Consider the following 23,952-nt stretch of genomic DNA (forward strand, 5'->3'; position numbering starts at 1 on the left):
TTTTAGTTTTTAGAAAACAGGAAATGAAATGTTAATTTTCAATCCTTTCTCGGTTCTGGTGTCAAAAGTAATTTCTCCTTTGATACTTTCAATACGGAAAACCGTAGAAGAGAGACCATTTTTATAAATTACATCTCCGGAAATCCCAACACCGTTGTCTGAATAGAATATTCTGATGAGATTATTTTCTCTTTCAAATCTGAAAACAACACGATCTGCTTTGCTGTGTTTTTTCATGTTTACAAGCAATTCACGAATGATTTGGTATACTTCAATTTGTTTTTTTGAATTCAAATTTTCCCAAATTTCCTTATCGTTTCCGGCTAGGTAGGTATTGATTTCATTATTTTTAAATGAGCTGACTATTTCGGAAATTTTTTCATTAAAACTTTTTTCCTCAGTTAGGGGGTCTGCTTTATCATAAGAAATGTCTCTGGATTTTTCGTAGACGAACTCCAATTCATCCAGCGCCTTCTCTTTATCAAAATGTTCCTGATTTTCAATTTTAGTCATCACTTGATAGATTCCGTTGGCGACAACATCATGAACTTTTTTCGACATTTTAAGCTGTGTTTCTTTGATTTCGAGTTCTTTTTCCTGCTGAAGACTTTTTTTTCTTTTTCTGTATAAGAAGAAACCACAGACCAATAGTAATGATAGAGCCCCAATACCAAAATTTCTTTGCAGTATTTCTGTTTCTTTCCCTTCTTTTTCTTCTTTTATTTTATCAACGTCAAATCTGATTATTGCAAATTGATTTTGATCTTTATTTCTTATGATTTGTAAGCTGTCATTTATTGAATTAAGTCTTTGAAAGTTTTTTAAATAATTTATTGAATCTAAAATAATAAGTCTCTTTAAAGCTAATATTTGATCGCCTGCACTTTTATTGTTAATTGCAGTTTCGAGCATTTTTTTTGCAAAGTGTAAAGAAAGGTTTTTGTCTTTTGTCAAGTAGTAAGAAGATAATGTCTCAAAGCTCGAGTTTTGTCCAGGTCCATCTTTTTTTATTTTTCTAATTTCTAAAGCTTTATTTAATTCTGGTAATGGATCGTAATTTGGATTATCAAGATATTTTGCCTTAGCAATATTATTTAGCGCCTTTGAATAATTAATGCTATCTTTTACATTAATAGCTTTTTCTAAATAGCTTTTTGCAAGATTTGGTTTTCCCTGATTTATTAGTACATCGCCAATATTATTATAACATAAATACCTGTCTTCGGTGTTATCAATATATTTTAAAGCTTTAAAATAAAAATCATATGCATTTTCAAAGTTTTTAAGATAATTAGAAGCAATGGCCATGTTATTATAATTTTTGCCAAGCAATACTCTGATTGTGCTATCAGATTCTTTTTTAAGATATGTGTTTGCTTGGAGGGATGACTCAATCCCTCCTAAAAATTCACCTTTATTGGTTTGAATCATTGCCATATTTATTAATGACCTTGCTGTTCCTATTGAATCATTTGTTTCTATAAAATCATTCTTTGCAAGGTTGTAATAGTAGAATGCGGAATCATACTCCTGAGATTCTCGATATGTAAATGCTTTATGGAAATTAGGATTATTATCAGCTATAATATTGTCTTTTTTACAGGAAAACATTAGTAATAATATAATAATAGAAATTAAAACTTTCATTATATTTTAGTTTCATGCAAAATAGTAAAAAGGACAGATTTATACAATCTGTCCTTTTCTTAAATTTATGGATTTATAGATAGAGGAGGAGGTAGCTGTCCTGAATTCCCTCCTACGGGTTCTCCGTCTGGATCAAGTCTCGTTGTTGGGTCAGAATCACTCTGCACAGTTACTGTTGTTTGAGTATTGTCGTATGTTGCTGTATTGGCATTATTGTGTCCGAATGCTAAGCTTAATAGCATTATAATGAATTGGATCATTTCCGTAAAATTTGAAGTTGAAATTGTTTTTCTTCCTCTCGGAATATTGATTCCGAGCTGTACACGATTAAAATTTCGAAGCGCTTCTTAAATTTTTTTTGGGAAGTGAACCTTTAAAAACTGAGGAGAAACATCCGCCTCCCAATCGGGAGTTTTTCTTCGGTTTTGGCTGGTTATTTTTGAAAAACAGTTTTGTGAATTTGTCTTGTCTGTTATTTTAATGTTTGCTTATCAACTGATTTTCTGAAGCAAAGATGAGGCATGCAAAGACGCAGGTGTTAGTCAATTCATAGACAGAGATGGACAAAATCCGGACAGAATTATTTTACGGGAAACCGTAATGCGACATGATGGAAATTCATCTATTTTGTAATTGCTTTTAAAAACTAATTATGTTCAAGAAGAAACTATTAATTAATGAGGTGTTTGAACAAGTAAGAAGAGAATCTGGTAAAGAATCAAAAAGTGGGCAAGCTCTTTATTTATGTGTGTATTTAGAAGAAAATTTAAAATTTCTTATTGCAGATAAAACATTAGTACGTTATTATGATGCTTTTTTAAGAGATGATAAAGATTTGAATATTGATTCTCAGGTATTAGATAAGCTAAGTGAATATATTGGGTATAAAAACTTTATGGAGTTTTCCAGAACTTTTACCAAAAAGGGAGAAGAAACAAGTAAAACCATCATAAAAATAGATTTTGATGATCATAGCGAGTTTTTTTCGGAAAAACGGTCAAATATTATCGTAAATATTACCAATCTTAACACTAACGATAGTATTCCAACATTTAAAATTCCGAACGGAATTAAGCAAAACGGATTGGGTTTTATGGAGCTTCTTCTGTTAGCTTTACTTCTTACAAGCAATATCGCTTTTTCTTCTAATAACAACAGTTCAGATAAAGGAATTACAATGCCTTTTACTTTGCTGTCAAGGGTGAAGCCTCCTATTGAGAAAGATTATATGTATTGGAATGGAGAACGATATATTGCTACAGATAGCAGTTTTGTTGGTCCGGGGTTCGATGTCGTTGCGATGAATGAACATAAATATCGTTATTTTCAAAAGATTATGAGAAAAGATACTTTGAGTGATATCAATGCACTTGGGAGAACTTGGTATTCAAAATATGATAATATTGTTGAGTTTTTCACAGACGACGGTGTAAATCCGGAGAATGGAAGAGAGTTAAGAAAATCAACGCCTCAGATTCTTTATAAATATGCCGGAAGATCAAAGGATATCACAGAAATAGAAGAGTAATATTCCTTCACAATAATTTAAAATTCAATTAAAACAGTTCACAGGATATTCCTTTAATTTCGTTCTTTTTTAAAGATGAATAAAGGAATATTCTGGTTTTTACTGTTCGCATTTTCGTTGTTTTCGTCTCAGCAGAAACCTGTGCAGATTGCTTTTCTTTCAGATGTACATTTTCAGGATTTGTATGGAAGCTTTTTGGATAATGATTTTAAAGGAATTACTAATCCTAAAACAGGAAAGCCAACGATTCTGAGAACAATGGATTCTCAATTGCATTCCACAAGGATTTTCAATGAAAACTATTTTGCTTTCCTGAAGGCATTGGATGATATTGCAAAAAAAGGAATTAAAATTGTCGCAATGCCCGGAGATTTTTCGGATGACGGACAAGCGTATAATATCCAAGGATTACACAAAATTTTAGACAGCTATCACAAAAAATACGGGATCGATTTTTACATTACGACAGGTAATCATGATCCAGTGGGACCTTTTCGACAGGATGCTGGAAAAGATGATTTTCTTGGACAGGATGGAAAGCCTTTAGGAATTTACAGTAAAGAAAATATTGGGAAGATCAGTAATAAAATCATTACAAAAGACATTGCAGAATCAGGATATCTGGAAATTTTGAATGAATTGAAAGACTTCGGTTTTTATCCTAAAAAAGAAAACTTGTTTTGGAGTACGCCTTTCGATTTTCAATCTGTTAAAAATTATTCCTACGAAAAAGCCTTACAAAGTGCAGATTATTCCAGGAGAATGTATGAGGTTTCAAAAGGTTTTTCCGTTCCTGATTTAAGTTATGTTGTGGAACCTGTAAAAGGTGTTTGGATGATTGCGATTGATGGAAACACGTACATTCCGAAAAACCTAAATGAAAACCCCAATAATCCTTCAAACTACAAAGGAGCAAGTATCGGGTACAACAATGTTTTAACGAATAAAAAGCATTTGATCGACTGGGTGAAAAAAGTTACACAAGAAGCAAAGCTGAACGGAAAAACGGTGATTGCCTTCACTCATTATCCAATGATTGATTTTAATGATGGAGCTACGGATGAAATTGAAAATTTATTAGGCGAAAAAAAATGGCAGTTGGAAAGAGTTCCGGAAGAAGAAGTTGCAAAAACCTTTGCAGAAGCAGGTTTACAGATTCATTTTGCAGGGCATATGCATATAAATGATACCGGAATCAGGAAAGCAGGAGGGAAGATGTTGGTGAATATTCAGGTTCCTTCGTTGGCGGCTTATCTTCCGGCGTATAAAATATTGACTATAAAATCTTCGAATCAGTTGGAAGTAGAAACAGAAGTCTTAAATGATGTACCCAATTTTGATGAATTATTTCCATTGTATGAAAAGGAATATGAGACTTTAAAAAAAGATAATAACAAAATCCTCTGGAATAAAGATATTTTAGAGTCGAAATCTTATCATAATTTTATGCTTTTTCATCTCAAAGAATTGGTTCGTTTGAGAATGATTCCCGATGATTGGCCAAAAGATTTTATTGAAAAAGCAGAGAAATTGAGTGGGGAAGATCTGTTATTATTAGCTCAAAGTAAAAATCAATTAAAAGAAAAAAGGATTAATTCTGAATCTTTTAAAAAATGGAATTTTGAAGACGTCTTACTGGATTTATATAAGTTTCAATCTGCAGATGAGCTTGCTAAAAAAGATATTTCACAAGAAAGACAGCAGCAATATCAGACATTGGAAAAACTGTTTCAGGAGAGCCAATCCGAAGACCCGTTTATATCAAAATTAAAATCTGTTTTTAAAATTCTTTCTTTGCTTTCACATGGTGAACCGGCAGATCATTTTGAAATAGATTTGAAGAAGCAGGAGATTAAGAGGTTATAGTTTTTATTTTCCCACAGATCTCGCAGATTTGCACAGATGTTTGTGCTGAAATTAAGGTAATTATATACAATTTTACATTACTCATGCTATTTTCTTATTATGACTCTGTCCTTCTGAATGTAACGCCGTGAAATGAAGAATCTAAGCTATGATGAGAAGATTCTTCCTTCGTCAGAATGACAATGGTGTAAAACTGTCTAGAGTCTCCTAAATTAATTTAAACGCAAAGATTTAATTATTTTACCCTTTATTTTAGAAAAGCAAAAGCAAATAAATTTGCTACGCGAAGTTTGAACGAAGGCTTCATGAAATCAACTTGTTGATTCACTTTTGCTCACTTAAGATCAGAAAATTTCAAAATAAAAACTTTGCGTCAAAAATCTAAGATGTTTATTTAAAAGCAAAAACAGAAAAGACTATCAAAATCTGACAGTCTTTTCAATTATAAATCTAATCGTAAAAATGTTCTATTTTCCGGTCACAGGATTTTTTCTTTCATACGTATTGTTATCAAAACTAATTTTATAGTTTGATTTAAATAACGTACTCGGCTGATAATAATCCGTGGTAATTACCTGTGCTCCGCTTTCTTTTGCCTTTTCAAATCGCGAATAATCTTCATTTCTCGCTTCCATTGTATCTGCATCGGCTCTTGTTCGGACAATGTATCCTTGTTTTACCAGATCAGCGATTTTCGGGCTTGGATCATTCATAAATAAAACAGCAGATTCAGGAGTTCCCGGTGTGGAGTTGGTAAAAACCATTCTCCCTTTCAGAGACGGATGGTCTTTCATATACAAATCTCTGTTTTCACTATTATTGTCAAGGACGAATAAGAATTTTCCTTTAGCCTCTTTTACTTTTGGCCAGTTTTTATTTACAACGGCTTCATTCAGCGTTTTATAAGAACCGCGAATGTCATCCGGGGTAATTATTTTATTTTTGCCTAAATACTTTTTCAATTCATTATCCAAATCATCGAAAAGTTTTGACGTATAATGTTCAGGCTCTGTTCCGAACTGATTGGCTTTTCCGTCTTTGGGTTCAAGGGTAATGAAAACGGGATCGTGATCAGAATGTGCATCAGACCATTTTTTCAGGTCTTTTAAACAATCTTCCAACGTGTAATATTGAGTTTGATAATCAATATCCGTAATATGAATCATTTTATAGCCCGGGTTTTTCATTTTCCCTTCCGGATCGAAAAGTTGGGTAGTTTTTACAAGGTCTAAAATTTTCGGATGAGCATATTTTCCGCCTTTGCTGTCTGCATATACATCAATTTCAAGATTTCTCAAGCCCAGATCCAATTGTTGAGGGATTGGAATATGTTCATATTGAATTCTCGGAAGAAAATGTAAAGAATCTTTTTTTGATAAATAACTGTATACTTCCGGAAGAATTGCCTTTTTATAAGAATTGTGAGAACCAATTACCTGAATTTCATTGATTTTTAAATCATTTAAATGCTGAGATTGAGACCACAAAAGGTTTAACGAAGATAAATACAAACCTAAGAAAACTGCCTTTTTCATTACTTCAATTTTTGTAACGGCAAAATTAGCAGGTCTTTTACCAATCTTTTTACATCTTATGTTAAGTGTTTTTTATGATTATGTGAATGTTTTTAAATACAAATAAACTTTCCTTTAATAAAGGATATTTGGTGTAAAAGCTTCTTTATATTTTATTCATTTTAAGATAATATTACGTTAAACTACTTTTAGCTTAAACGTTTTTACTTTGTATGCCGAAAAATAAAAACTAACGACGGGCAGAAATGAAAACCACTGTTGCGGGAACAACAGTGGCTTTTATTAAGCAAGTAAACGTCATGCAATTACTTTACTTAATGATATGTACCACAAAATTAATTTTTTTAAGTTTAAAAAACTAATTCCGATTGCATTAATCTTCTTGGTGGCGAATCAGGCTCAAGCAGAAGAATTTTCGGTAAACTATTCTGTTTCTTCACAGGTAAATGAAACCATTACCGGAACAGTAACAGATCAAGACGGATCGAAGATAGAAGGCGCAAAAGTCACTGTCTTAGAAACCGGAGCAACAGCAATGACAGATGCTTCAGGAAATTTTTCTATTTCTGCATCTATCGGGCAAACATTATCCATTTCTTATGATGGATATGGATCACAAACGATGAAGATTTCAAGCACTTCCATTTCGGTGAGCTTAAAATCTAAAAAAGAGGCAACTTCTATCGAAGAAGTGACTTTGGTAGGTTACGGTTCTCAGAAGAAATCAGATTTAACGGGAGCAATAAGCCAGTTGAAAGCTGAAAACTTCAAAGAAGGAATGAATATTTCCGTTGATAATCTGATGCAGGGAAAAGTAGCAGGAGTTCGTATCGTTCAGACGAGCGGTGAACCGGGAGCAGGAGTTAACGTTTCTATCAGAGGGATCGGTTCCATCAGAAGTGGAAGTACTCCTTTATTCGTTGTAGACGGCGTTCCGTTGAGTAATGATGCAGTAAGCGCACAGTCTCCGAATGTCGGTCTGGGAAATACATCCGCAAAAAATCCATTAAACTTTTTAAATACAAGTGATATTGAATCTATTACTGTGTTGAAAGATGCTTCTGCAGCGGCAATTTATGGTGCAAGAGGTTCAAACGGGGTTGTCTTGGTAACGACAAAAAGAGGAAAGAAGGGTGAGCCAATGTTTACTTATGATACGTATTTAGGCTTTTCTTCTGTGATTAAAAAATTAGATTTGATGGCTGCGGATGAATATAGAGCTGCAGGAATCAATAAATTATATGATCATGGCGGAAATACAGACTGGCAGGATGAGATCTACAGAAATGCCGTTTCATCCAATCATTCGGTGTCTTTTTCAAGATCTACGGATACAGGGAACTATTTTGCCTCTCTTTCTCATCTGGACCAGGATGGGATCGTTCTAAACAGTGGATTTAAAAGAACAACAGCCCGTTTAAACGCTGAAGAATCTTTCTTTGATAACAAGAGATTAAAAATTAAACTAAACCTTACGGCGAGTGATATTAAAGAAACAGGGATTCCAAATGGTGGAAATGCAGGATCTGACGGACAGGTAATTATCCATGCTTTGATGGCGAATCCTACACGTTCTGTGTATGATGAAACTGGAGGTTATACCAATTTCAACATGAATGCTCACTACAATCCTCTGTATTTATTGAGCATCTATAATGATAAAACCAATACATTCAGAGTATTGGGGAATACAGAAGCAACGTTGAGAATCTTACCCGGATTAAATTATAAATTCAATTTGGGGATTGATAAAACAATGTCGGAAAGAAATACAACTATCTATCCGAACGTTACCGACAGAACACCAAAAGGAATGTATGTTCAGGCAAATCTTGATTCTTACAATGTGCTTTTAGAACATTATTTAACCTATGATTTTAATCTTAATAGACATAATTTTAATGTTTTAGGAGGTTTCTCTTATCAGAAGTTTAAATCTACAGGAACATATTTCGGAGTAAAAGATATTGCTGCTCAAGGAGCGGGAATTGCTCCGGAACTGAATCCCGGATATTCAGGAACGGCATTTGTTCCGGGAGCGGGATATGCTCAGGAAAATGAATTACAATCCTATTTCGGAAGGGTAAATTATAATTTTGATAAAAAATATTTATTGACAGCTTCATTAAGAGCAGACGGTTCCACACGTTTTGGGAAAAACAACAAATATGGATATTTCCCTTCTGTAGCAGTAGGTTGGACGGTTTCTAATGAAAATTTCCTTAAAGATTCTCAATTGATTAATGAATTAAAACTAAGAGGAAGTTGGGGACAAACCGGTAATCAGGAAGTACCGAACAAAATTACACAGGCAAGTTCTTCTTTAACTCAGGCTGCTGGATATTATTTATATGACAATTTAAATTTGATCAATGGAGTTTCGATCAACAGAACCGTAAATCCCGATCTGAAATGGGAAGTTGTGGAACAAACTAACATTGGAGCTGATTTCAGTTTGTTGAAAAACAAATTGTACGGATCATTGGAATATTACCACAAAACAACAAAAGATCCTATTTTAAATATTCCTTCAAGACCTTTAAGTCCTACAAGTACCGTATGGAAAAATGTTGATGCAAAAATTGTGAACAAAGGTTTTGAATTCTCTTTAGGTTCAGAAATTATTAAAAATGAAAACTTCACCTGGAATTTTGATGTAAACGGAGCTACAGTAAATAACGTGGTGAAAGATCTTCCTGTTTCTGCCATTTATTCAGGGGAAGTTTCAGGACCTGGACTTTCCGGAGTTACAGCAAATATTTATAAGAATGGTTATGAGGCGGGATCTTTTTATATGTATAATTATTTGGGAGTTGATGCCAACGGAAAATATATTTATGAAGACATCAATGCAGACGGAAGAATCGATCAGAATGACAGAAAAATCTTCGAGGGGGCAATTCCTAACTTCACTTTCGGGATCAATTCTTATATGAAATACAAGAAATTTGATTTTGCGTTTTCATTTATTGGACAGACAGGAGGGTATTTGGTGAATAATACCGCATTGGATTTAAATATCAATAACTTGGCTTCGGATAGAAACGTTTTGAAAAACTTCTATGATTCTGGAGCAAATTTCACAAACCAGCCGCAATTATCTTCTTTATATCTTGAAAAATCAGATTTTCTTCGTCTGAACAATGTGAGATTAGGATATACTTTTGATATCAATCAATTGAAATTCCTGAGAAGCATTAATCTTTATGTGAGTGCACAGAATTTATTTACCATTACAAGCTACACAGGGTATGATCCTCTTGTAGATACCAACAAACAGGTGGGAGGGAACCAATCGCTTGGAATTGATTATACGACATATCCGTCTGCGAAGACTTTCATTTTGGGAGCAACTGTTAAATTTTAATTTAAGTTAAAAGAAATCATGAAATCTAAATTTTTAAATATTAATAAAATTGTTTTATCCATTGCCGTATTATCATTAGTGGGATGTACAAATCTGGATGAAAAAGTAATCGATGAGGTTTTGGGTTCTGAAGTTGCAGATCCTGAAGCGGCTTTGGCTGCAGCTTATAGTCAGTTGGGTGAAGGAACTTTTGTTGACCATGGAAGTGTTTTCGCTTTGCAGGAATATTCTACCGATGAAGCTATATTACCAACAAGAGGAAGTGACTGGGGAGATGGTGGAAAATGGAGAGCGATGCACGAATTCACTTGGGATGCAAACAGTGATGTTGTAAAAACAACCTGGAACCAATTGAATTTTGGAATTACAAAATCTTTAACAGCTATTTCGAGTGCAAGCAAAAGTACAGGAACGAATAAAGCTTTATTTTTAGCAGAAGCGAAAGGATTGCTAGCGTTCTATACGTATACAACGATTGATTTGTTTGGACAGGCTCCCTACAGAGATCCGGATAATATTAATGCTCCGATTCAAATCAGAAAAGCGGAAACTACAATTGATGATCTTATTAAAGAAGTAGAAGGAATTCTTCCGGATTTGGCAGATATTAAAACGAAAAATACACACGCCGGAAGATTTACAAAACAGGCGGCTTATGCATTTTTGGCAGATATGTATCTGAACAGAGCCGTGTTGAAGAATAAAACTTCAGGGAATTTCAACTTTCTGGAGCAAGCGGTGAGTGGAAGTGGAACGGATATGGATAAAGTGATTATGTATTCTGATCTGTTAATTAATAATTCAAATTTCAGCTTAGAATCTAATTATTTCCACAATTTTGATATCAATAACGATACGAGTAAAGAAATGATTTTTACGATCGTTCAGAAGAAGATTGCCAACTCAGATAAAGGATCAGATAATGACTTGGCATATATGTCAATGGAAAGAATCCAGAAGCCTTCACCGGATAACAGAGGAACAAATGCAAACTGTGTTACCCCTGAATTCTATTATTCTTGGAACGGAAACCATGATGATCCTCGTTTCCAAAGAACGTATCAGTATGAAGACGGAACGTGGTTCAGAAATGACGGGACAGATGTAAGTGTACCTTCAACAAGCAAAGTAGAGGGAACAGGAAAACCTTGGTTCCATTTTAACAGAGGATTGCAGGTGGGGCAACAATACGGTCCAAAAATTCTTGCTAACGGAAATTTTGATATGACTTCTGATGGAAGAATTAAAGTCTATAAATTATTTACAGAGAAAAATACAACCCTAGCTGCGGATTTTACTCCTGAATTGAATTTTGATAATCCTTCAGAAGCGGTATTTACACAAGCTCAAATTAACAGAGGAGTAAGAAACTTTAAGTTTGAATTTGATCCAGGACTAGGAAATAACGGAACAAGTGGAATGGACGTTCCATTGTACAGGCTAGGAACGATCTACATGATGAGAGCAGAAGCGTATTTCAGAAACGGAAACGTAACGGCTGCTTTGGCTGATGTAAATAAATTAAGAACAAGCAGAACCAATGATGCTTTAAAAGGAAATACTTCAGGTGTTGCAATTACTTCTTTGGATGCAAATACATTAGTAAAAGAATCCGGATTTGAATTGTATTGGGAATTGTACAGAAGAAAGGCATTGATCAGATTCGGAAAATTTGATTTGGCAGGAACTGCGAAACCAGCTTCTCAACCTTATAGAAGAATTTTCCCGATTCCTCAGGCAACTATTGATGCATCAAAGGATTTTACCCAGAATCCCGGATACTAAAGAACAAGTTTTCTTCATATAAACGATTATTTTTGCAAATAACAAAGCGAAGGAGTTTTCTCTCTTCGCTTTGTTTTTATCAATAGGAATGGGCTTTAGCCCATTTCAAAATTCAAAATTCTTATTTGGCTTTAGCCAAAACTTAAGATATTTAAAAATTATTCCGCATTCAACATTCCTAATTCTCCGAAATGTTTTTTAAACTTCTGAATTTTTGGGCCAACAACCGCGCTGCAATAAGGCTGCGTTGGGTTTTCATTGTAATATCCTTGGTGATATTGTTCTGCAGGCCAGAACTTATCGAATTTCGTTAATTCTGTTACATAAGTTCCTGCCCATCTTCCTGATTCGATCGAAACTTTGATCGCTTCTTCAGCTTTTGCTTTTTCAGCATCATCTTTATAATAAATCACAGAACGATATTGCGTTCCGATATCATTTCCCTGTCTGTTTAACTGTGTAGGATCGTGAAGGAAGAAGAAAACATCCATCAATTGCTCATAAGAAATAATCGAAGGATCGTAGGTAATTTGTACGACTTCTGCATGTCCTGTTTCTCCTGTGCAAACTTCCTGATATGTTGGATTATCTTTATGTCCTCCGGAATATCCGGAAATAGCAGATTCTACCCCTTTCAGCATATTAAAGCAGCTTTCCACACACCAGAAACATCCGCCACCAAAAGTAATTTGCTCTAAATTATTGTTATTCATTCTAAGTTGATTATGTATTTAATTGTTTTCTCTTTACAAGTTGATGTAACGAAGAAAAACCAATCAAAAATATGAAAAACTTTTTCAATTAATGTCTATTCATATTTTCTAAAAATGAATTGTAATCATAGATGAGGCAAATTATTTTAGACTAAAAATAAAATATACCAATCAGCTTGATCTGCACGATCTGCGAGATAAAATTTTAAACACAAAGAATTTACTTTAAAATTGGATATTTCAAGTGGGCAAAGAAGAATCAACAAGTTGATTGGATGAAGCTATAACAGTAGCCTTGTGTAGCAAATTTATTTGCTTTTGCCTTCTACAAATTAAACGTTCAGTAATTGAAATCTTTGCGTTTAAAATAAAAACAAAAAAAGCACCCTAAAAAGGATGCTTAGTATTATTTAAAAATGTTTCAGTTATTTTTCCCAAACCAAAGCACTTGCTCCTAAAATGGCAGCGTCTGCTTCGTCTAGTTCACTGAAAACCAATTTTACTTTATTTCTGAAAATTGGAAGAAGGTTTCTTTCCATATGAAGTTTTGTCGGCTTTAAGATAAAATCTCCTGCTTTGATGACTCCTCCAAACAAAAGAATGGCTTCCGGAGAAGAGAACATCACAAAGTTGGCTAAAGCTTCTCCTAATTTCTGTCCTGTATATCTGAACACTTCAATAGAGATTGGATCTCCTTTTAGCGCACATTCATGTACTGTTTTAGAATTGATCGCCTCTTCAGGATATTGGTTCAGCATAGACTCCGGGAATTCTGCTCTCATTTTCTTTGCGGTAATCGAGATACCTGTTGCAGAAGCATAGGCTTCAAGACTTCCTTCAGAACCTGTACTCCAATGTTTTCTACCGCCCGGTTTTACGATCGTATGACCTAATTCTCCGGCAAAACCATCGTGTCCATAGATTAATTTACCTCCTGCAATGATTCCGCTTCCTACACCGGTCCCTAAGGTAATCATGATAAAATCTTTCATTCCTCTTGCAGCCCCGAAAAGCATTTCCCCAATAGCAGCGGCGTTAGCATCATTGGTTATTGTACAAGGCAACCCAAATTTAGCTTTCATCAGTTCTGCAAAAGGAATGACTCCTTTCCATGGTAAATTGGGAGCTTGTTCTATAGTTCCTGTATAGTAGTTGGCATTTGGAGCTCCTACTCCTATTCCATCAAAATTTTTCTCTTTTCCGTGGCCGTTGATCATGGGATGAACAGCTTCGTATAAAGCGTCAATATATTCCTCTACAGTAGGGTAGGCGTCCGTTCGGATATTTCCTTTTTCAAGAACTTCACCTCGGTGGTTTACCACCCCAAATTTTGTGTTCGTTCCGCCAATATCAATTCCTAGCGCAACATGTTTTGACAAATCTACTAATGACATTTCTATTCTAAAATTCTAAAACGCTAAAATTATAAAAAAGATCTTAGTTATTAGACGATTAACCACATATTTATTGAAAAAATATTTTAAACGGTTTTGGGCGTTTTCTTTTTTCTCCTTCCCCACCAAATCATAAAGCCAGTAACTGGTAATGAGGCACATATCAAACTTACGATAAAAGCAATGATTTTTGTTGGAAGTCCTAAAATTGATCCGACGTGAATATCATAATTGGCTCCTACTGTTTTTTCTCCAAAATTTTTGTCCTTCATGTCATGAGTGTGAAGCAATTCTCCTGAATTTTCATCAAAAATTAAACTGCTGCTTTTATGATAAGAGTAGGATAAATGCTTCACATAGACTTCAAAATTCGGATGTTCATGATCATCCATATGTTCATGACCAAGATCGATTGAAAAACCGTAAGAATCCGGATATTTTGCTCTTACCGTATTGCTGATTTTATCCAATGTTCCTTCCGTTCTAAGCTCAATCGGAGCTTTAGTTTTGATGGATGAGAAATCAGGATAAGTTGTTTCCCCTCCGGAAAAAATGAAGTAAAACGCAGCCTGAACAACAAAGAATGCATAGAATAGTCCGGTTAATGAAAAGATCAAAGCAAAAATAGAGGCATAGAATCCTAATACATTATGAAGGTCGTAGTTCTTTCTTTTCCAGCTTTTTACATTTTGCCATTTGAAAGAGAAACGCTGCTTTCTTGCCGCTTTATTTTTAGGCCACCAAAGAATAATCCCGGAAATCAGCATGATTACAAAAATAATCACGGGAATTCCTACAAGATACGTTCCCCATTCCTGCTTCAAAAGATAACTCCAATGAATCATTTTTACGATCTGGAAGAATCCGTTTTTCTCATCATACGTTCTTAAAACCTTTCCGCTGTAAGGGTTAACATAAGCTGCTTTATAGATGGGGAATTCATTAAAATAATTCCAGCCTTTCGGATCATGTTCATACCAATAAAAAAGATAAGACATCTTTTTATCGATCGGAATATTCACCCAATGAACGGGATATTTTTCTTTTACCTGGGCTACGACTGCTCGTTCCAATACACGAATCGGAAGAACCTGCTTTTGCTCTATATTTTGTTCGTTGTGATAGATGACATCTTTACGGGTAAAGTTTTCAATCTCATCTTTAAAAACATATAAAGCTCCTGTAATGGAGATGATAAATATGAGAAATCCAACTCCAAGACCCAACCACAAATGCAGTTTTCCTGTCCATTTTTTGAATAGGCTTGGCTTTTTTTTATGATGATGTTTTTTCTGCATTTTTTAGAAAAATAAAATAAAACTCAAAGATAAAGCTTTAAGTTTTATTTAGATTAATTAAAATTTGTATTCAACCATGAATGTTCCTCTCATTCCCAGAGCGTTTACAAACTCTGTATCTCTGGCGTTCCACCATGCAATAGCAGGTTGATAGGTTCTATTAAACAGGTTTTCTATTCCTAATGAAGCTTTCCAGTTAGAATTGATCTGGTAAGAGGATCTGAAGTTAAAAATTGTATTTTCCGGAACATATCCTTCTCCGTAGGTGTAAAGTCCTGTTTTCGCATTTGGAGTGAATCTGTCTTGTTCAAAAGAATGCAGCATGTCTAATCCTACTGATAAAGCTTTGGTAGGCTGCAATTGTACGTATGCAAGGATTTTCGGAGCCGAAATTCTGGAATTATTGATTTTTGCAGAGTAATCACCATCGTTATTTAAAGAGGTGATACCTTCTAACCAGCTGTAGCTTCCTCCGAACTTAACCCATTTTGATGGAGAGAAATGAAGATAACCTTCCACTCCGTATACAACTTCAGGAGAACGTTGTATCGTAATTGCTCTATCTGCACTTTGGATAAATGAAGCTCCAAGTTTCGAAGTACTTACATAAGAGGTAACTTCATAATTTAGCCACTTAGTAATCTGTCCTGTAGCTCCAAATTCGTAGTTGTTCACGATAATTGGTTTGGCTTCAAGATTAGAAATGGTCGATTCTGTAGAAGTTCTTAAAATTCTACCTAATTCATTAATCGAATATGATTGTGAGAAACTAGAGAAAAGATTTAGGGCGTTGTTGATGTTATAACGCACTCCAATATTTCCTACAAGAGCATTGTATTCCAGATCTCCTCCTTTTACAAAGATACTTTGGGTAAATGTTCCATCAGCTTTTAAACTGGAAAGGGTGTTGAAATCTCCTACTTTCACCTTCATGTTTTCGTATCTCAAACCTCCTTTAATGGTTATTTTTTTGAATAAATCAAGTTTAAATAAAGCGAAAGGGGCAATATTGGTCATGTTCATGTCAGGAGTCCAGTATCTTCCGTCTTCAAGCTTTTGAACGGTTTGATCATTCAGGATATCTGCTCCGTAAATAACTTCAAGCTGAGCATTCTGATGGTTGAAAATCTGAGTGTCAAAATTGGCTCTTACTCCATACTTTTTGGAAATGATGTTAGATTGTCCTCCGTTTAAAAAAGTATTGCTGTAGCCATATACGGTTCTGAAATCCTGAGAATAGGCATTAATATTTAAAGAAGTATTCTTAAAGATTTGGCTGTTATCATAAGTCAGTCTGAAATTATGATTTCTAGGAGTTCCTTGCGGAGTAGTTTCCAATCCTTGTCCTATACCTTCTCCAATAGAGGGCGTAATTCCGTATTTTCCTGTTTTAAGACCAAGATTAAGATCAGATTTTGAAGCATACCCTATGTAAGAAGCTTCTACTCTTTGGTTTTTATTAATATCAAACCCGATCTTCAACATTCCATTGTAGTTGTCCATTTTTGCAGGGCTATACGTAGGAGTAAGGTGTACTCCGTCTCCGTCTTTCATATATCCCGTTCTTTCATAAGCCAATGAAAGCGCATAATCAAACTTTCCTGATTTTCCTGCTAAAAACTGGCTGGCTCTTGCTCCTAAAGTTCCTCCATAAGGCTGTCCGGTAATACCTACTTGAGAAACACCCGTTATTTTTTTATCAGAAGTATTCTTTTTAGTGATGTAATTGATAATTCCTCCGTCTGCACCGTTCCCGTAGATAGAAGATGATCCTTTTATAACTTCAATTCTTTCGATAACTGAAGGATCAATAGAACGAATGTCTCTTGCACCGTTTCTTAAAGGGGTAGATTGTGGAATACCGTCAATCAGTACCAAAACCTGTCTTCCTCTTAACGTTTGCCCGGAGTTCGATGTTTGTCCAGAGCTTGGTCCTAAACTGGGAACCGTATATTGTAAAATGCTGGAAATATCTGAGTTTACAGAGATTTGAGACTGAATTTGTTTTTCATTAACAATAGTAATAGAACTAGGAACTTCCTTAATGTTTTCTTTTTTTCGAGAAGCGGTAAGTACTACTTCTTCTACACTGGATGTTTTTACGCTATCGGTTTTTTGTGCAAAAGCAGTTACTGATCCTAGACAAGCTATTGATAAAAGAGCCTTTTTCATGATTTTTTCTTTCCTTGTTTTTTATATTTTCCCCACCAGATTAAAAAGCCCGTAACAGGCAATGACGTACATAGAAGTCCTGCAAAAAACCATATGATTTTTCCAAACAATCCAAAATATGAACCCGTGTGAATGTCATAATTGGCATTGGCATACTTTTCTGCGTTACTTAAGTTTTGATGAGGCTTATTTGATAATAGTTTTCCTGAGTATTTATCGTAAGCAATAAGATTTCTTTCACTAAATCTTCCGTCTTTCTGATAAACTGTGACAGGTATATTTTTTAATTTTTTTCCTTTTTTATTTTTTCCGTTTAGCGGAATTCTGAAACTGGATGCTTCCGGATATAATTTTTTAGTCTGTTGAACAGAAAGATCATAAACCGAATTGTTTTTTGCTAATAATGAATCCGGAGATTTGATCTCTTTTTCTTTTGGAAGTTCTAATGAACCTGAAAGGCTAAGATTGAATACATTTTTCACCCATGGATACGAAAAATAAATCCCTGAAACACTCATTAATAAAGCAATAAATGAAACATAAAAACCTAAAACATTATGAAGGTCATAGTTTTTACGCTTCCAGGTTTTTACATTTTTCCAGTCAAATGAAAAACGTCCTTTTCTTGCTTTTTTATTTTTAGGCCACCAAAGAACGATTCCTGTAATCAACATAATGATAAATAATACAACCGGAATTCCAACGACATATACTCCCCATTCCGATTTCAAAAGTAAACTCCAGTGGATGGATTTCAGAATAGGGAAGAGGTCATATTTTTCATTGTAAATCCCTAAAATTTCTCCTGTATACTGATTGACATAAATGAGTTTGTTAACCTTTACTTCATTAAAATAATTCCAGCCTTTTTTATCTTTTTCGTAGATGAAAAATTCGTACGATTTATTTTTACCCAAAGGAATTTCTGCCGAACTGATAGGATACTTTTCATTGATTTCCAAAGAGATTTTTTCTTTAAGAAGCTCAATGGACATAGGTTTTTGAGAAACTGTTTCTGGCTTAACGTACATCACATCTTTTCTAAGAACGTTTTGTATTTCGTCTTTGAAAACATACATGGTACCCGTTAAAGAAACAATGAAAACAATAAGACCTACAGATAAGCCAAACCACAAATGCAGCTTGGCAGACCATTTTTTTATCAATGAAGGATTCTTCTTATGATGATGTTTTTTTTTCATAGTAAAAAGCTAACCTTTTGAGGGGCTAGCTTTTAGTTATTTAGAATTTGTAAGCAATTGAGAATCTCCAGTTTCTAGGGGCCTCAGCTTGGTAGTAGTAATACGTTCCATAATTAGCACCAGAATATAGATATCTGTTGAATACATTGAATATGTTTAGATTTACACGGATTTTCGAATTTTCCCAAGAAGCTCCTGTGTCAAACTTTAGGTAATCATTCATTGCTTTTGTTGCTCCAGTTGAATCCCAAGTCCAAGATGTTCTGTCTGCTAAATAACTTCCTCCAAAAGAAAGCCCAAACCCTTCAAGGGTACCGCTTGTAAAGGTGTAATTTAACCAACCATTTACTGTATGTTTTGCATAACCAGCAACTTTATCTCCTTTTTTGTGAAGTATTTCAGTTGTATTTGTGATAGGATTAATATAGTTTATAGCTTCTTTATATTCGTTATCTGTATATGCATAATTGAAGATTGCATTAAAGCCTTTTACAATTTCTCCTTTTAGATCAAATTCTACCCCTTTTACACCTGTTTTTCCGTCCAGAATTGAATATTTGTAGGTCGGATCTGTTGGGTCGCTGCTGACAGCATTTTCTTTTCGGATATTATAAATAGACAATGTTGTATTCCATTTTCCGCTAAACCAATCTCTTTTTACTCCGATTTCGTAACTGTTTCCTGTTAAAGGTTTTGCTGTAGACCCGTCTCTAAATAAGCCGGATTGCGGAGTGAAAGACTGATCATACAATGCATAAGCTGAAGTGTTGTCATCAATAGAATAACTTAACCCAACTCTTGGAGAGATTTTGTCTGCCTTGAAATTGTCGCCATAATTATTTTGCTTGATATTAGTATATCTTGCAGCAACTGTTAAACGCAATTTATCTTCTAAGAATCCTAATTCATCTTGTAAATATACTCCTGAATAATTTTGTTCAATAGTTCCTCCTGGAGTTGCCCTTTGGTTTAAAGGAGATCCGTTGATACGATCTATCCATTCTTCATACCCATAACCATTTGTTACTGGTTGATAGGTTGAAACGTTAGTATTGAATGGTGTTGCATCTAAAACGTGGGAATACCCCCAATCTGCTAAATATTTTTTAGAACCTAAATCCAATCCAGCTAAAATTCTGTGAGAAATTTTTCCTGTCTTTTCATATCCATTTAGGTAGACTTGTCCAAATCTCATTACATTGGAGCCTTCCCAATAAGAAAGCCTTCTAATCATTGTTCCGTCTGGATTTACTGCATCTGGCCAAATATCACTAGCATTAGTATAATCGTTTAGGTAAGTAACTTGAGCTGTTAATTTCCAGTTTTTGTTGAATTGATGTTGTAAATTCACATTCACGGTATGGTCTTCTATATTTGAAGGCATAATTCCAGGATCCGTATGTGTATAATTTACAGGCTTTGTAGCATATCCTTCTGTTGAGAATACATATGCTGATCCAACTTCAGACATTTTAGCTTTTTGGTAGATATATTCTGCAATTAAAGTTGTTTTATCAGAAAGTTCTACTTTTACTGAAGGGTTTACAACATATCTATCATTGAATTCATAATCTCGGAAGCTGTTTTTCTGTGAACCCATTAAGTTCAAACGAACCGAAACTTTTTTTGATACTCTTGTATCCAAATCTGTTTCAGCTCTATACATGTCGAAACTTCCTAATGTAAATCTTGCAGAACCGTTGAATGAATTTCCTGTAGGTTTTTTAGTAACGATATTGTAAATACCACTTGGCTCTCCTGCAGACATTAGGAATCCTCCAGGTCCTTTTACGAATTCAATATGGTCAACATAACTCATATCTTCAGATAATGGTCCCCAGTTTGAAGTTACATTTACTCCGTTTAAAAAAGCACCAGCTCTAGATCCTCTCATATTGATTCTTGAGTACATTTCGCCCCAGTGTTCCAATCTTTGAGCTCCTGCTACGTTTCTCAAAAGTCCGTCTGAAATTGTAGTAACCTGCTGATCTTCTAATGCCCTATTCGTAATAATTGAAATGTTTTGAGGGATTTTGATAAGTTCTTCATTTAATCGTAGAGAAGATGATCCTTCCTTTTCAACATATTTTTTATAATATTTCCCGTTTACTACTACTTCTTCAATATTAGAAGACTTCAAAGTATCTTTTTCCTGAGCAAAAGTTAGCATAGAACCTAACAACGAGGCACAGATCAGTACATTTTTCATGAAACAAAATTTTTGCAAAGATATTGTTTTTAATTATTCTAAATAAATTACCGTATTGATATTTATCATAAAATTATTATACAATAAATAATAAAACCCGCAACAATCTGTATTGATGCGGGTTTTATATTATGAATTAATTATTTTTCTTATGCTGGAATTTCTCCTTTGTACAAGAATGAAATAATTTCTTTGTTCAATTTGTCGATCATTTCACTGAATAAGTGGAAAGATTCTTGTTTGTAAATTACCAACGGATCTTTCTGTTCGTAAACAGCACCTTGAGAAGACCTTCTTAGGTCGTCCATTTCACGAAGGTGAAGTTTCCAGTTTTCGTCGATGATAGATAAAGTGATATTCTTTTCAAAATCATTAACTAAACTTTCACATTGCGTATCGTAAGCTTCTTTAAGATCTGCAACGATGGTCATTGTTTTGTGACCGTCTGTGAAAGGAACCTGAATCATTTTAAACATTGAACCTTGATTTTGGTATACATTCTCAATGATAGGGAATGATTTCTCTTTTAATAAGTTCAGTTTCATTTGGTAATCTTCCTGAGCTGCTTTGAATAAAATATTCGTTAAGTCCTGAATATTTTTATTCTTGAAATCGTTCTCAGAAACAGGAGATTCCATAGTGAAAGTCTTAATGATTTCATATTCGAAATCTTTATAATTTCCTGTAGCCTTTCCTTTCGCAACGATAGAATTGGCAACATCGAAAATCATATTGGTAATATCATATTTTAAGTGATCTCCGAATAGAGCGTTCTTTCTTCTCTTGTAGATAACGTCACGTTGTTTGTTCATTACGTCATCATATTCAAGAAGTCTCTTTCTTGTTCCGAAGTTATTTTCCTCTACTTTTTTCTGAGCTCTTTCAATAGATTTAGAGATCATAGAATGCTGAATAACTTCACCATCTTTGTGACCCATTCTGTCCATCATCTTAGCAATTCTTTCAGAACCGAATAGACGCATCAAGTTATCTTCTAAAGATACATAGAACTGCGAACTTCCCGGATCTCCCTGACGTCCTGCTCTACCTCTTAGCTGTCTGTCAACACGTCTTGAATCGTGTCTTTCAGTACCAATAATTGCTAAACCTCCCGCTTCTTTTACTTCTTTAGAAAGCTTAATATCGGTACCACGACCTGCCATGTTCGTTGCAATTGTTACAACTCCCGGCTGTCCTGCTCCTGCAACGATTTCCGCTTCTTTTTTGTGAAGTTTCGCGTTAAGAACTTGGTGAGGAATTTTTCTTAATTGAAGAGCTTTAGAAAGTAATTGAGAGATCTCAACAGAAGTTGTACCCACTAGAACTGGTCTTTTGGCAGCTGTCAGTCTTTCAATTTCTTCAATTACGGCGTTATATTTTTCTCTGTTAGTTTTGAAAACTAAATCTTGTCTGTCGTGTCTTAAAATCGGACGGTTGGTAGGAATTACCACAACATCTAATTTGTAGATTTCCCAAAGCTCACCTGCTTCAGTTTCAGCAGTACCTGTCATCCCCGCAAGCTTGTTGTACATACGGAAATAGTTCTGAAGGGTAACTGTTGCAAACGTCTGAGTTGCCGCTTCGATTTTTACGTTTTCTTTAGCCTCGATCGCTTGGTGAAGACCGTCAGAATAACGTCTTCCTTCCATGATACGACCTGTCTGCTCGTCAACGATTTTTACTTCACCGTCAATTACCACGTATTCATCATCTTTTTCAAATAATGTATACGCTTTAAGCAATTGGCTCATAGTGTGAACTCGCTCAGATTTTTCAGCAAAATCAGAGAAAAGTCTTTCTTTAGCTTCAAATTCTTCTTCTTTAGATAAATTTTTAGCTTCTACTTCAGCAATTTCAGTTCCGATATCCGGAAGAACGAAGAAGTTAGGGTCAGAGTTTCCTTGAGACATGTATTCAACACCTTTATCTGTCAAATCAACCTGGTTGTTCTTTTCTTCAATCACGAAGTAAAGATCTTTATCTACAATCGGCATATCACGGTTGTTGTCCTGCATATACTGAGCTTCAACTTTCTGAAGCAATGCACGGTTTCCGCTTTCCGATAAGAATTTAATTAATTGTCTGTTTTTAGGAAGACCTCTGTACGCTTGTAACAATTTGAATCCTCCTTCTTTTGTGTTTCCTGCAGCGATTAATTTCTTCGCTTCATTAAAGATTGTGGAAACCGTTTTTCTCTGAACTTCAACGATTCTGTCGATAGAAGGCTTCAAAACATCAAATTCCTGTCTGTCTCCTTGCGGAACTGGACCAGAAATGATTAATGGTGTTCTTGCGTCATCTACCAATACAGAGTCAACCTCATCCACGATAGCAAAGTTTAGTTCTCTTTGTACCAGTTCTGAAGGAGAAGTTACCATGTTATCTCTCAAATAATCGAAACCGAATTCGTTATTGGTTCCGTAAGTGATATCTGAATTGTATGCTTTTCTTCTTCCGTCTGAGTTCGGTTGGTGGTTATCAATACAGTCGATCGACATTCCGTGGAATTGGTACAACGGTCCCATCCATGCCGAGTCTCTTTTTGCAAGGTAGTCGTTCACCGTTACAACGTGAACTCCTCTTCCTGGAAGTGCATTTAAGAAAATTGGAAGCGTACCTACCAATGTTTTACCTTCACCGGTTGCCATTTCGGCAATTTTACCACTGTGAAGAATAACCCCTCCGATAAATTGAACATCGTAATGTACCATATCCCAGTTTACAGGAGTTCCGGCAGCATCCCATGAGTTTTTCCAAACAGCTTGATCTCCTTCGATAGATACGAAATCTTTCCCCATAGCAGCCAACTGTCTGTCCCAGTCAGAAGCTGTTATACGGATTTCTCCATTCTGAGCCCATCTTCTTGCAGTTTCTTTTACCAAAGCAAAAACTTCAGGAAGGATTTGACTTAGAACTTTTTCTTCAATTTCGTATGATTCTTTCTTTAGAGTCTCAATTTTTGAAAAAAGAGCTTCTTTTTCGTCAACGTTTGTTGAATTTTTTATCTGCTCTTGAATCTGTTCTATTTGAGCTGTGATTTTGCTGGTTGCAGATTTAATATTTTCTTTAAACTCAGCAGTTTTCTCTCTTAAACCATCGTCAGACAATTGCTGAATAGAAGGTTCAACAGCTTTGATTTTTGTTACAACTTTTTTTACTTCTTTTAGGTCCTGCGCTTTCTTGTCTCCCAAAAACCCTTTTAGAACTTTATTTAAAAAACTCATAAATTTTTTACT

14 protein-coding genes are annotated in these 23,952 nt (G+C 34.8%); 4 read left to right on the top strand and 10 right to left on the bottom strand.

What is annotated here, in order from left to right; translation table 11 throughout:
* Window positions 1–9: 9 nt before the first annotated feature.
* Together RM51_RS16085 and RM51_RS19420 are read right to left on the bottom strand one after the other, a co-directional pair.
* A complete protein-coding gene (locus tag RM51_RS16085; protein WP_039371857.1) occupies window positions 10–1,647 on the bottom strand; it encodes a tetratricopeptide repeat-containing sensor histidine kinase in 1,638 nt (545 codons plus the stop codon).
* A gap of 65 nt (window positions 1,648–1,712) precedes the next feature.
* Complete coding sequence (locus RM51_RS19420; RefSeq protein WP_131667087.1) at window positions 1,713–1,907, bottom strand: hypothetical protein; 195 nt, start codon at window positions 1,905–1,907, stop codon at window positions 1,713–1,715.
* 392 nt (window positions 1,908–2,299) lie between these two features.
* Between RM51_RS19420 and RM51_RS16090 the strand changes: the two genes are divergently transcribed.
* Window positions 2,300–3,175 carry a hypothetical protein gene (locus RM51_RS16090; RefSeq protein ID WP_039371860.1) on the top strand — a complete coding sequence of 292 codons (876 nt, stop codon included), beginning with the start codon at window positions 2,300–2,302 and terminating at the stop codon, window positions 3,173–3,175.
* Between the two features lie 75 nt (window positions 3,176–3,250).
* The gene (locus RM51_RS16095; RefSeq protein ID WP_039371862.1) at window positions 3,251–5,041 is read left to right on the top strand and encodes a metallophosphoesterase family protein; all 1,791 of its coding nucleotides are present in this window, start codon (window positions 3,251–3,253) and stop codon (window positions 5,039–5,041) included.
* Window positions 5,042–5,508: 467 nt separating this feature from the next.
* Here the strand turns inward: RM51_RS16095 and RM51_RS16100 are convergent, their stop codons facing one another.
* Window positions 5,509–6,576, bottom strand: a complete 1,068-nt coding sequence (locus RM51_RS16100; protein ID WP_039371865.1) for a phosphatidylinositol-specific phospholipase C1-like protein — start codon at window positions 6,574–6,576, stop codon at window positions 5,509–5,511.
* 322 nt (window positions 6,577–6,898) lie between these two features.
* On the opposite strand from RM51_RS16100, the gene RM51_RS16105 reads away from it, so the two are divergent.
* Window positions 6,899–9,943: a SusC/RagA family TonB-linked outer membrane protein gene (locus RM51_RS16105; RefSeq protein ID WP_039371867.1), complete on the top strand. Its 3,045-nt coding sequence runs from the start codon at window positions 6,899–6,901 to the stop codon at window positions 9,941–9,943.
* A gap of 18 nt (window positions 9,944–9,961) precedes the next feature.
* Window positions 9,962–11,728, top strand: a complete 1,767-nt coding sequence (locus RM51_RS16110) for a RagB/SusD family nutrient uptake outer membrane protein (protein WP_039371870.1) — start codon at window positions 9,962–9,964, stop codon at window positions 11,726–11,728.
* Between the two features lie 158 nt (window positions 11,729–11,886).
* Here the strand turns inward: RM51_RS16110 and msrA are convergent, their stop codons facing one another.
* The 7 genes from msrA to secA all read right to left on the bottom strand — a co-directional run bounded on the left by msrA (window position 11,887) and on the right by secA (window position 23,940).
* Window positions 11,887–12,441: a peptide-methionine (S)-S-oxide reductase MsrA gene (msrA, locus tag RM51_RS16115; protein ID WP_039371873.1), complete on the bottom strand. Its 555-nt coding sequence runs from the start codon at window positions 12,439–12,441 to the stop codon at window positions 11,887–11,889.
* 425 nt (window positions 12,442–12,866) lie between these two features.
* Window positions 12,867–13,835: an ROK family protein gene (locus tag RM51_RS16120; RefSeq protein WP_039371883.1), complete on the bottom strand. Its 969-nt coding sequence runs from the start codon at window positions 13,833–13,835 to the stop codon at window positions 12,867–12,869.
* 86 nt (window positions 13,836–13,921) lie between these two features.
* Complete coding sequence (locus RM51_RS16125) at window positions 13,922–15,133, bottom strand: PepSY-associated TM helix domain-containing protein (protein WP_039371885.1); 1,212 nt, start codon at window positions 15,131–15,133, stop codon at window positions 13,922–13,924.
* 57 nt (window positions 15,134–15,190) lie between these two features.
* Window positions 15,191–17,305, bottom strand: a complete 2,115-nt coding sequence (locus RM51_RS16130; protein ID WP_039371887.1) for a TonB-dependent receptor — start codon at window positions 17,303–17,305, stop codon at window positions 15,191–15,193.
* Window positions 17,302–18,507, bottom strand: a complete 1,206-nt coding sequence (locus RM51_RS16135) for a PepSY-associated TM helix domain-containing protein (RefSeq protein ID WP_039371889.1) — start codon at window positions 18,505–18,507, stop codon at window positions 17,302–17,304. The genes RM51_RS16130 and RM51_RS16135 overlap by 4 nt, the downstream gene beginning before the upstream one ends.
* 40 nt (window positions 18,508–18,547) lie before the next feature.
* On the bottom strand, window positions 18,548–20,716 hold the full coding sequence (locus tag RM51_RS16140; RefSeq protein ID WP_052248533.1) for a TonB-dependent siderophore receptor: 2,169 nt from the start codon (window positions 20,714–20,716) through the stop codon (window positions 18,548–18,550).
* A gap of 149 nt (window positions 20,717–20,865) precedes the next feature.
* Window positions 20,866–23,940, bottom strand: coding sequence for a preprotein translocase subunit SecA (secA, locus tag RM51_RS16145; RefSeq protein WP_039371892.1), 3,075 nt, complete (start codon window positions 23,938–23,940; stop codon window positions 20,866–20,868).
* Window positions 23,941–23,952 lie beyond the last annotated feature (12 nt).

This window comes from Chryseobacterium taiwanense (genome assembly GCF_000813825.1).
Lineage (GTDB): Bacteria > Bacteroidota > Bacteroidia > Flavobacteriales > Weeksellaceae > Chryseobacterium > Chryseobacterium taiwanense.

Bases quoted from the DNA above. Each gene is read 5' to 3' on its own strand.
- RM51_RS16085 (WP_039371857.1), bottom strand. From the start codon at position 1,647: ATGAAAGTTTTAATTTCTATTATTATATTATTACTAATGTTTTCCTGT.
- RM51_RS19420 (WP_131667087.1), bottom strand. From the start codon at position 1,907: ATGATCCAATTCATTATAATGCTATTAAGCTTAGCATTCGGACACAAT.
- RM51_RS16090 (WP_039371860.1), top strand. From the start codon at position 2,300: ATGTTCAAGAAGAAACTATTAATTAATGAGGTGTTTGAACAAGTAAGA.
- RM51_RS16095 (WP_039371862.1), top strand. From the start codon at position 3,251: ATGAATAAAGGAATATTCTGGTTTTTACTGTTCGCATTTTCGTTGTTT.
- RM51_RS16100 (WP_039371865.1), bottom strand. From the start codon at position 6,576: ATGAAAAAGGCAGTTTTCTTAGGTTTGTATTTATCTTCGTTAAACCTT.
- RM51_RS16105 (WP_039371867.1), top strand. From the start codon at position 6,899: ATGTACCACAAAATTAATTTTTTTAAGTTTAAAAAACTAATTCCGATT.
- RM51_RS16110 (WP_039371870.1), top strand. From the start codon at position 9,962: ATGAAATCTAAATTTTTAAATATTAATAAAATTGTTTTATCCATTGCC.
- msrA (WP_039371873.1), bottom strand. From the start codon at position 12,441: ATGAATAACAATAATTTAGAGCAAATTACTTTTGGTGGCGGATGTTTC.
- RM51_RS16120 (WP_039371883.1), bottom strand. From the start codon at position 13,835: ATGTCATTAGTAGATTTGTCAAAACATGTTGCGCTAGGAATTGATATT.
- RM51_RS16125 (WP_039371885.1), bottom strand. From the start codon at position 15,133: ATGCAGAAAAAACATCATCATAAAAAAAAGCCAAGCCTATTCAAAAAA.
- RM51_RS16130 (WP_039371887.1), bottom strand. From the start codon at position 17,305: ATGAAAAAGGCTCTTTTATCAATAGCTTGTCTAGGATCAGTAACTGCT.
- RM51_RS16135 (WP_039371889.1), bottom strand. From the start codon at position 18,507: ATGAAAAAAAAACATCATCATAAGAAGAATCCTTCATTGATAAAAAAA.
- RM51_RS16140 (WP_052248533.1), bottom strand. From the start codon at position 20,716: ATGAAAAATGTACTGATCTGTGCCTCGTTGTTAGGTTCTATGCTAACT.
- secA (WP_039371892.1), bottom strand. From the start codon at position 23,940: ATGAGTTTTTTAAATAAAGTTCTAAAAGGGTTTTTGGGAGACAAGAAA.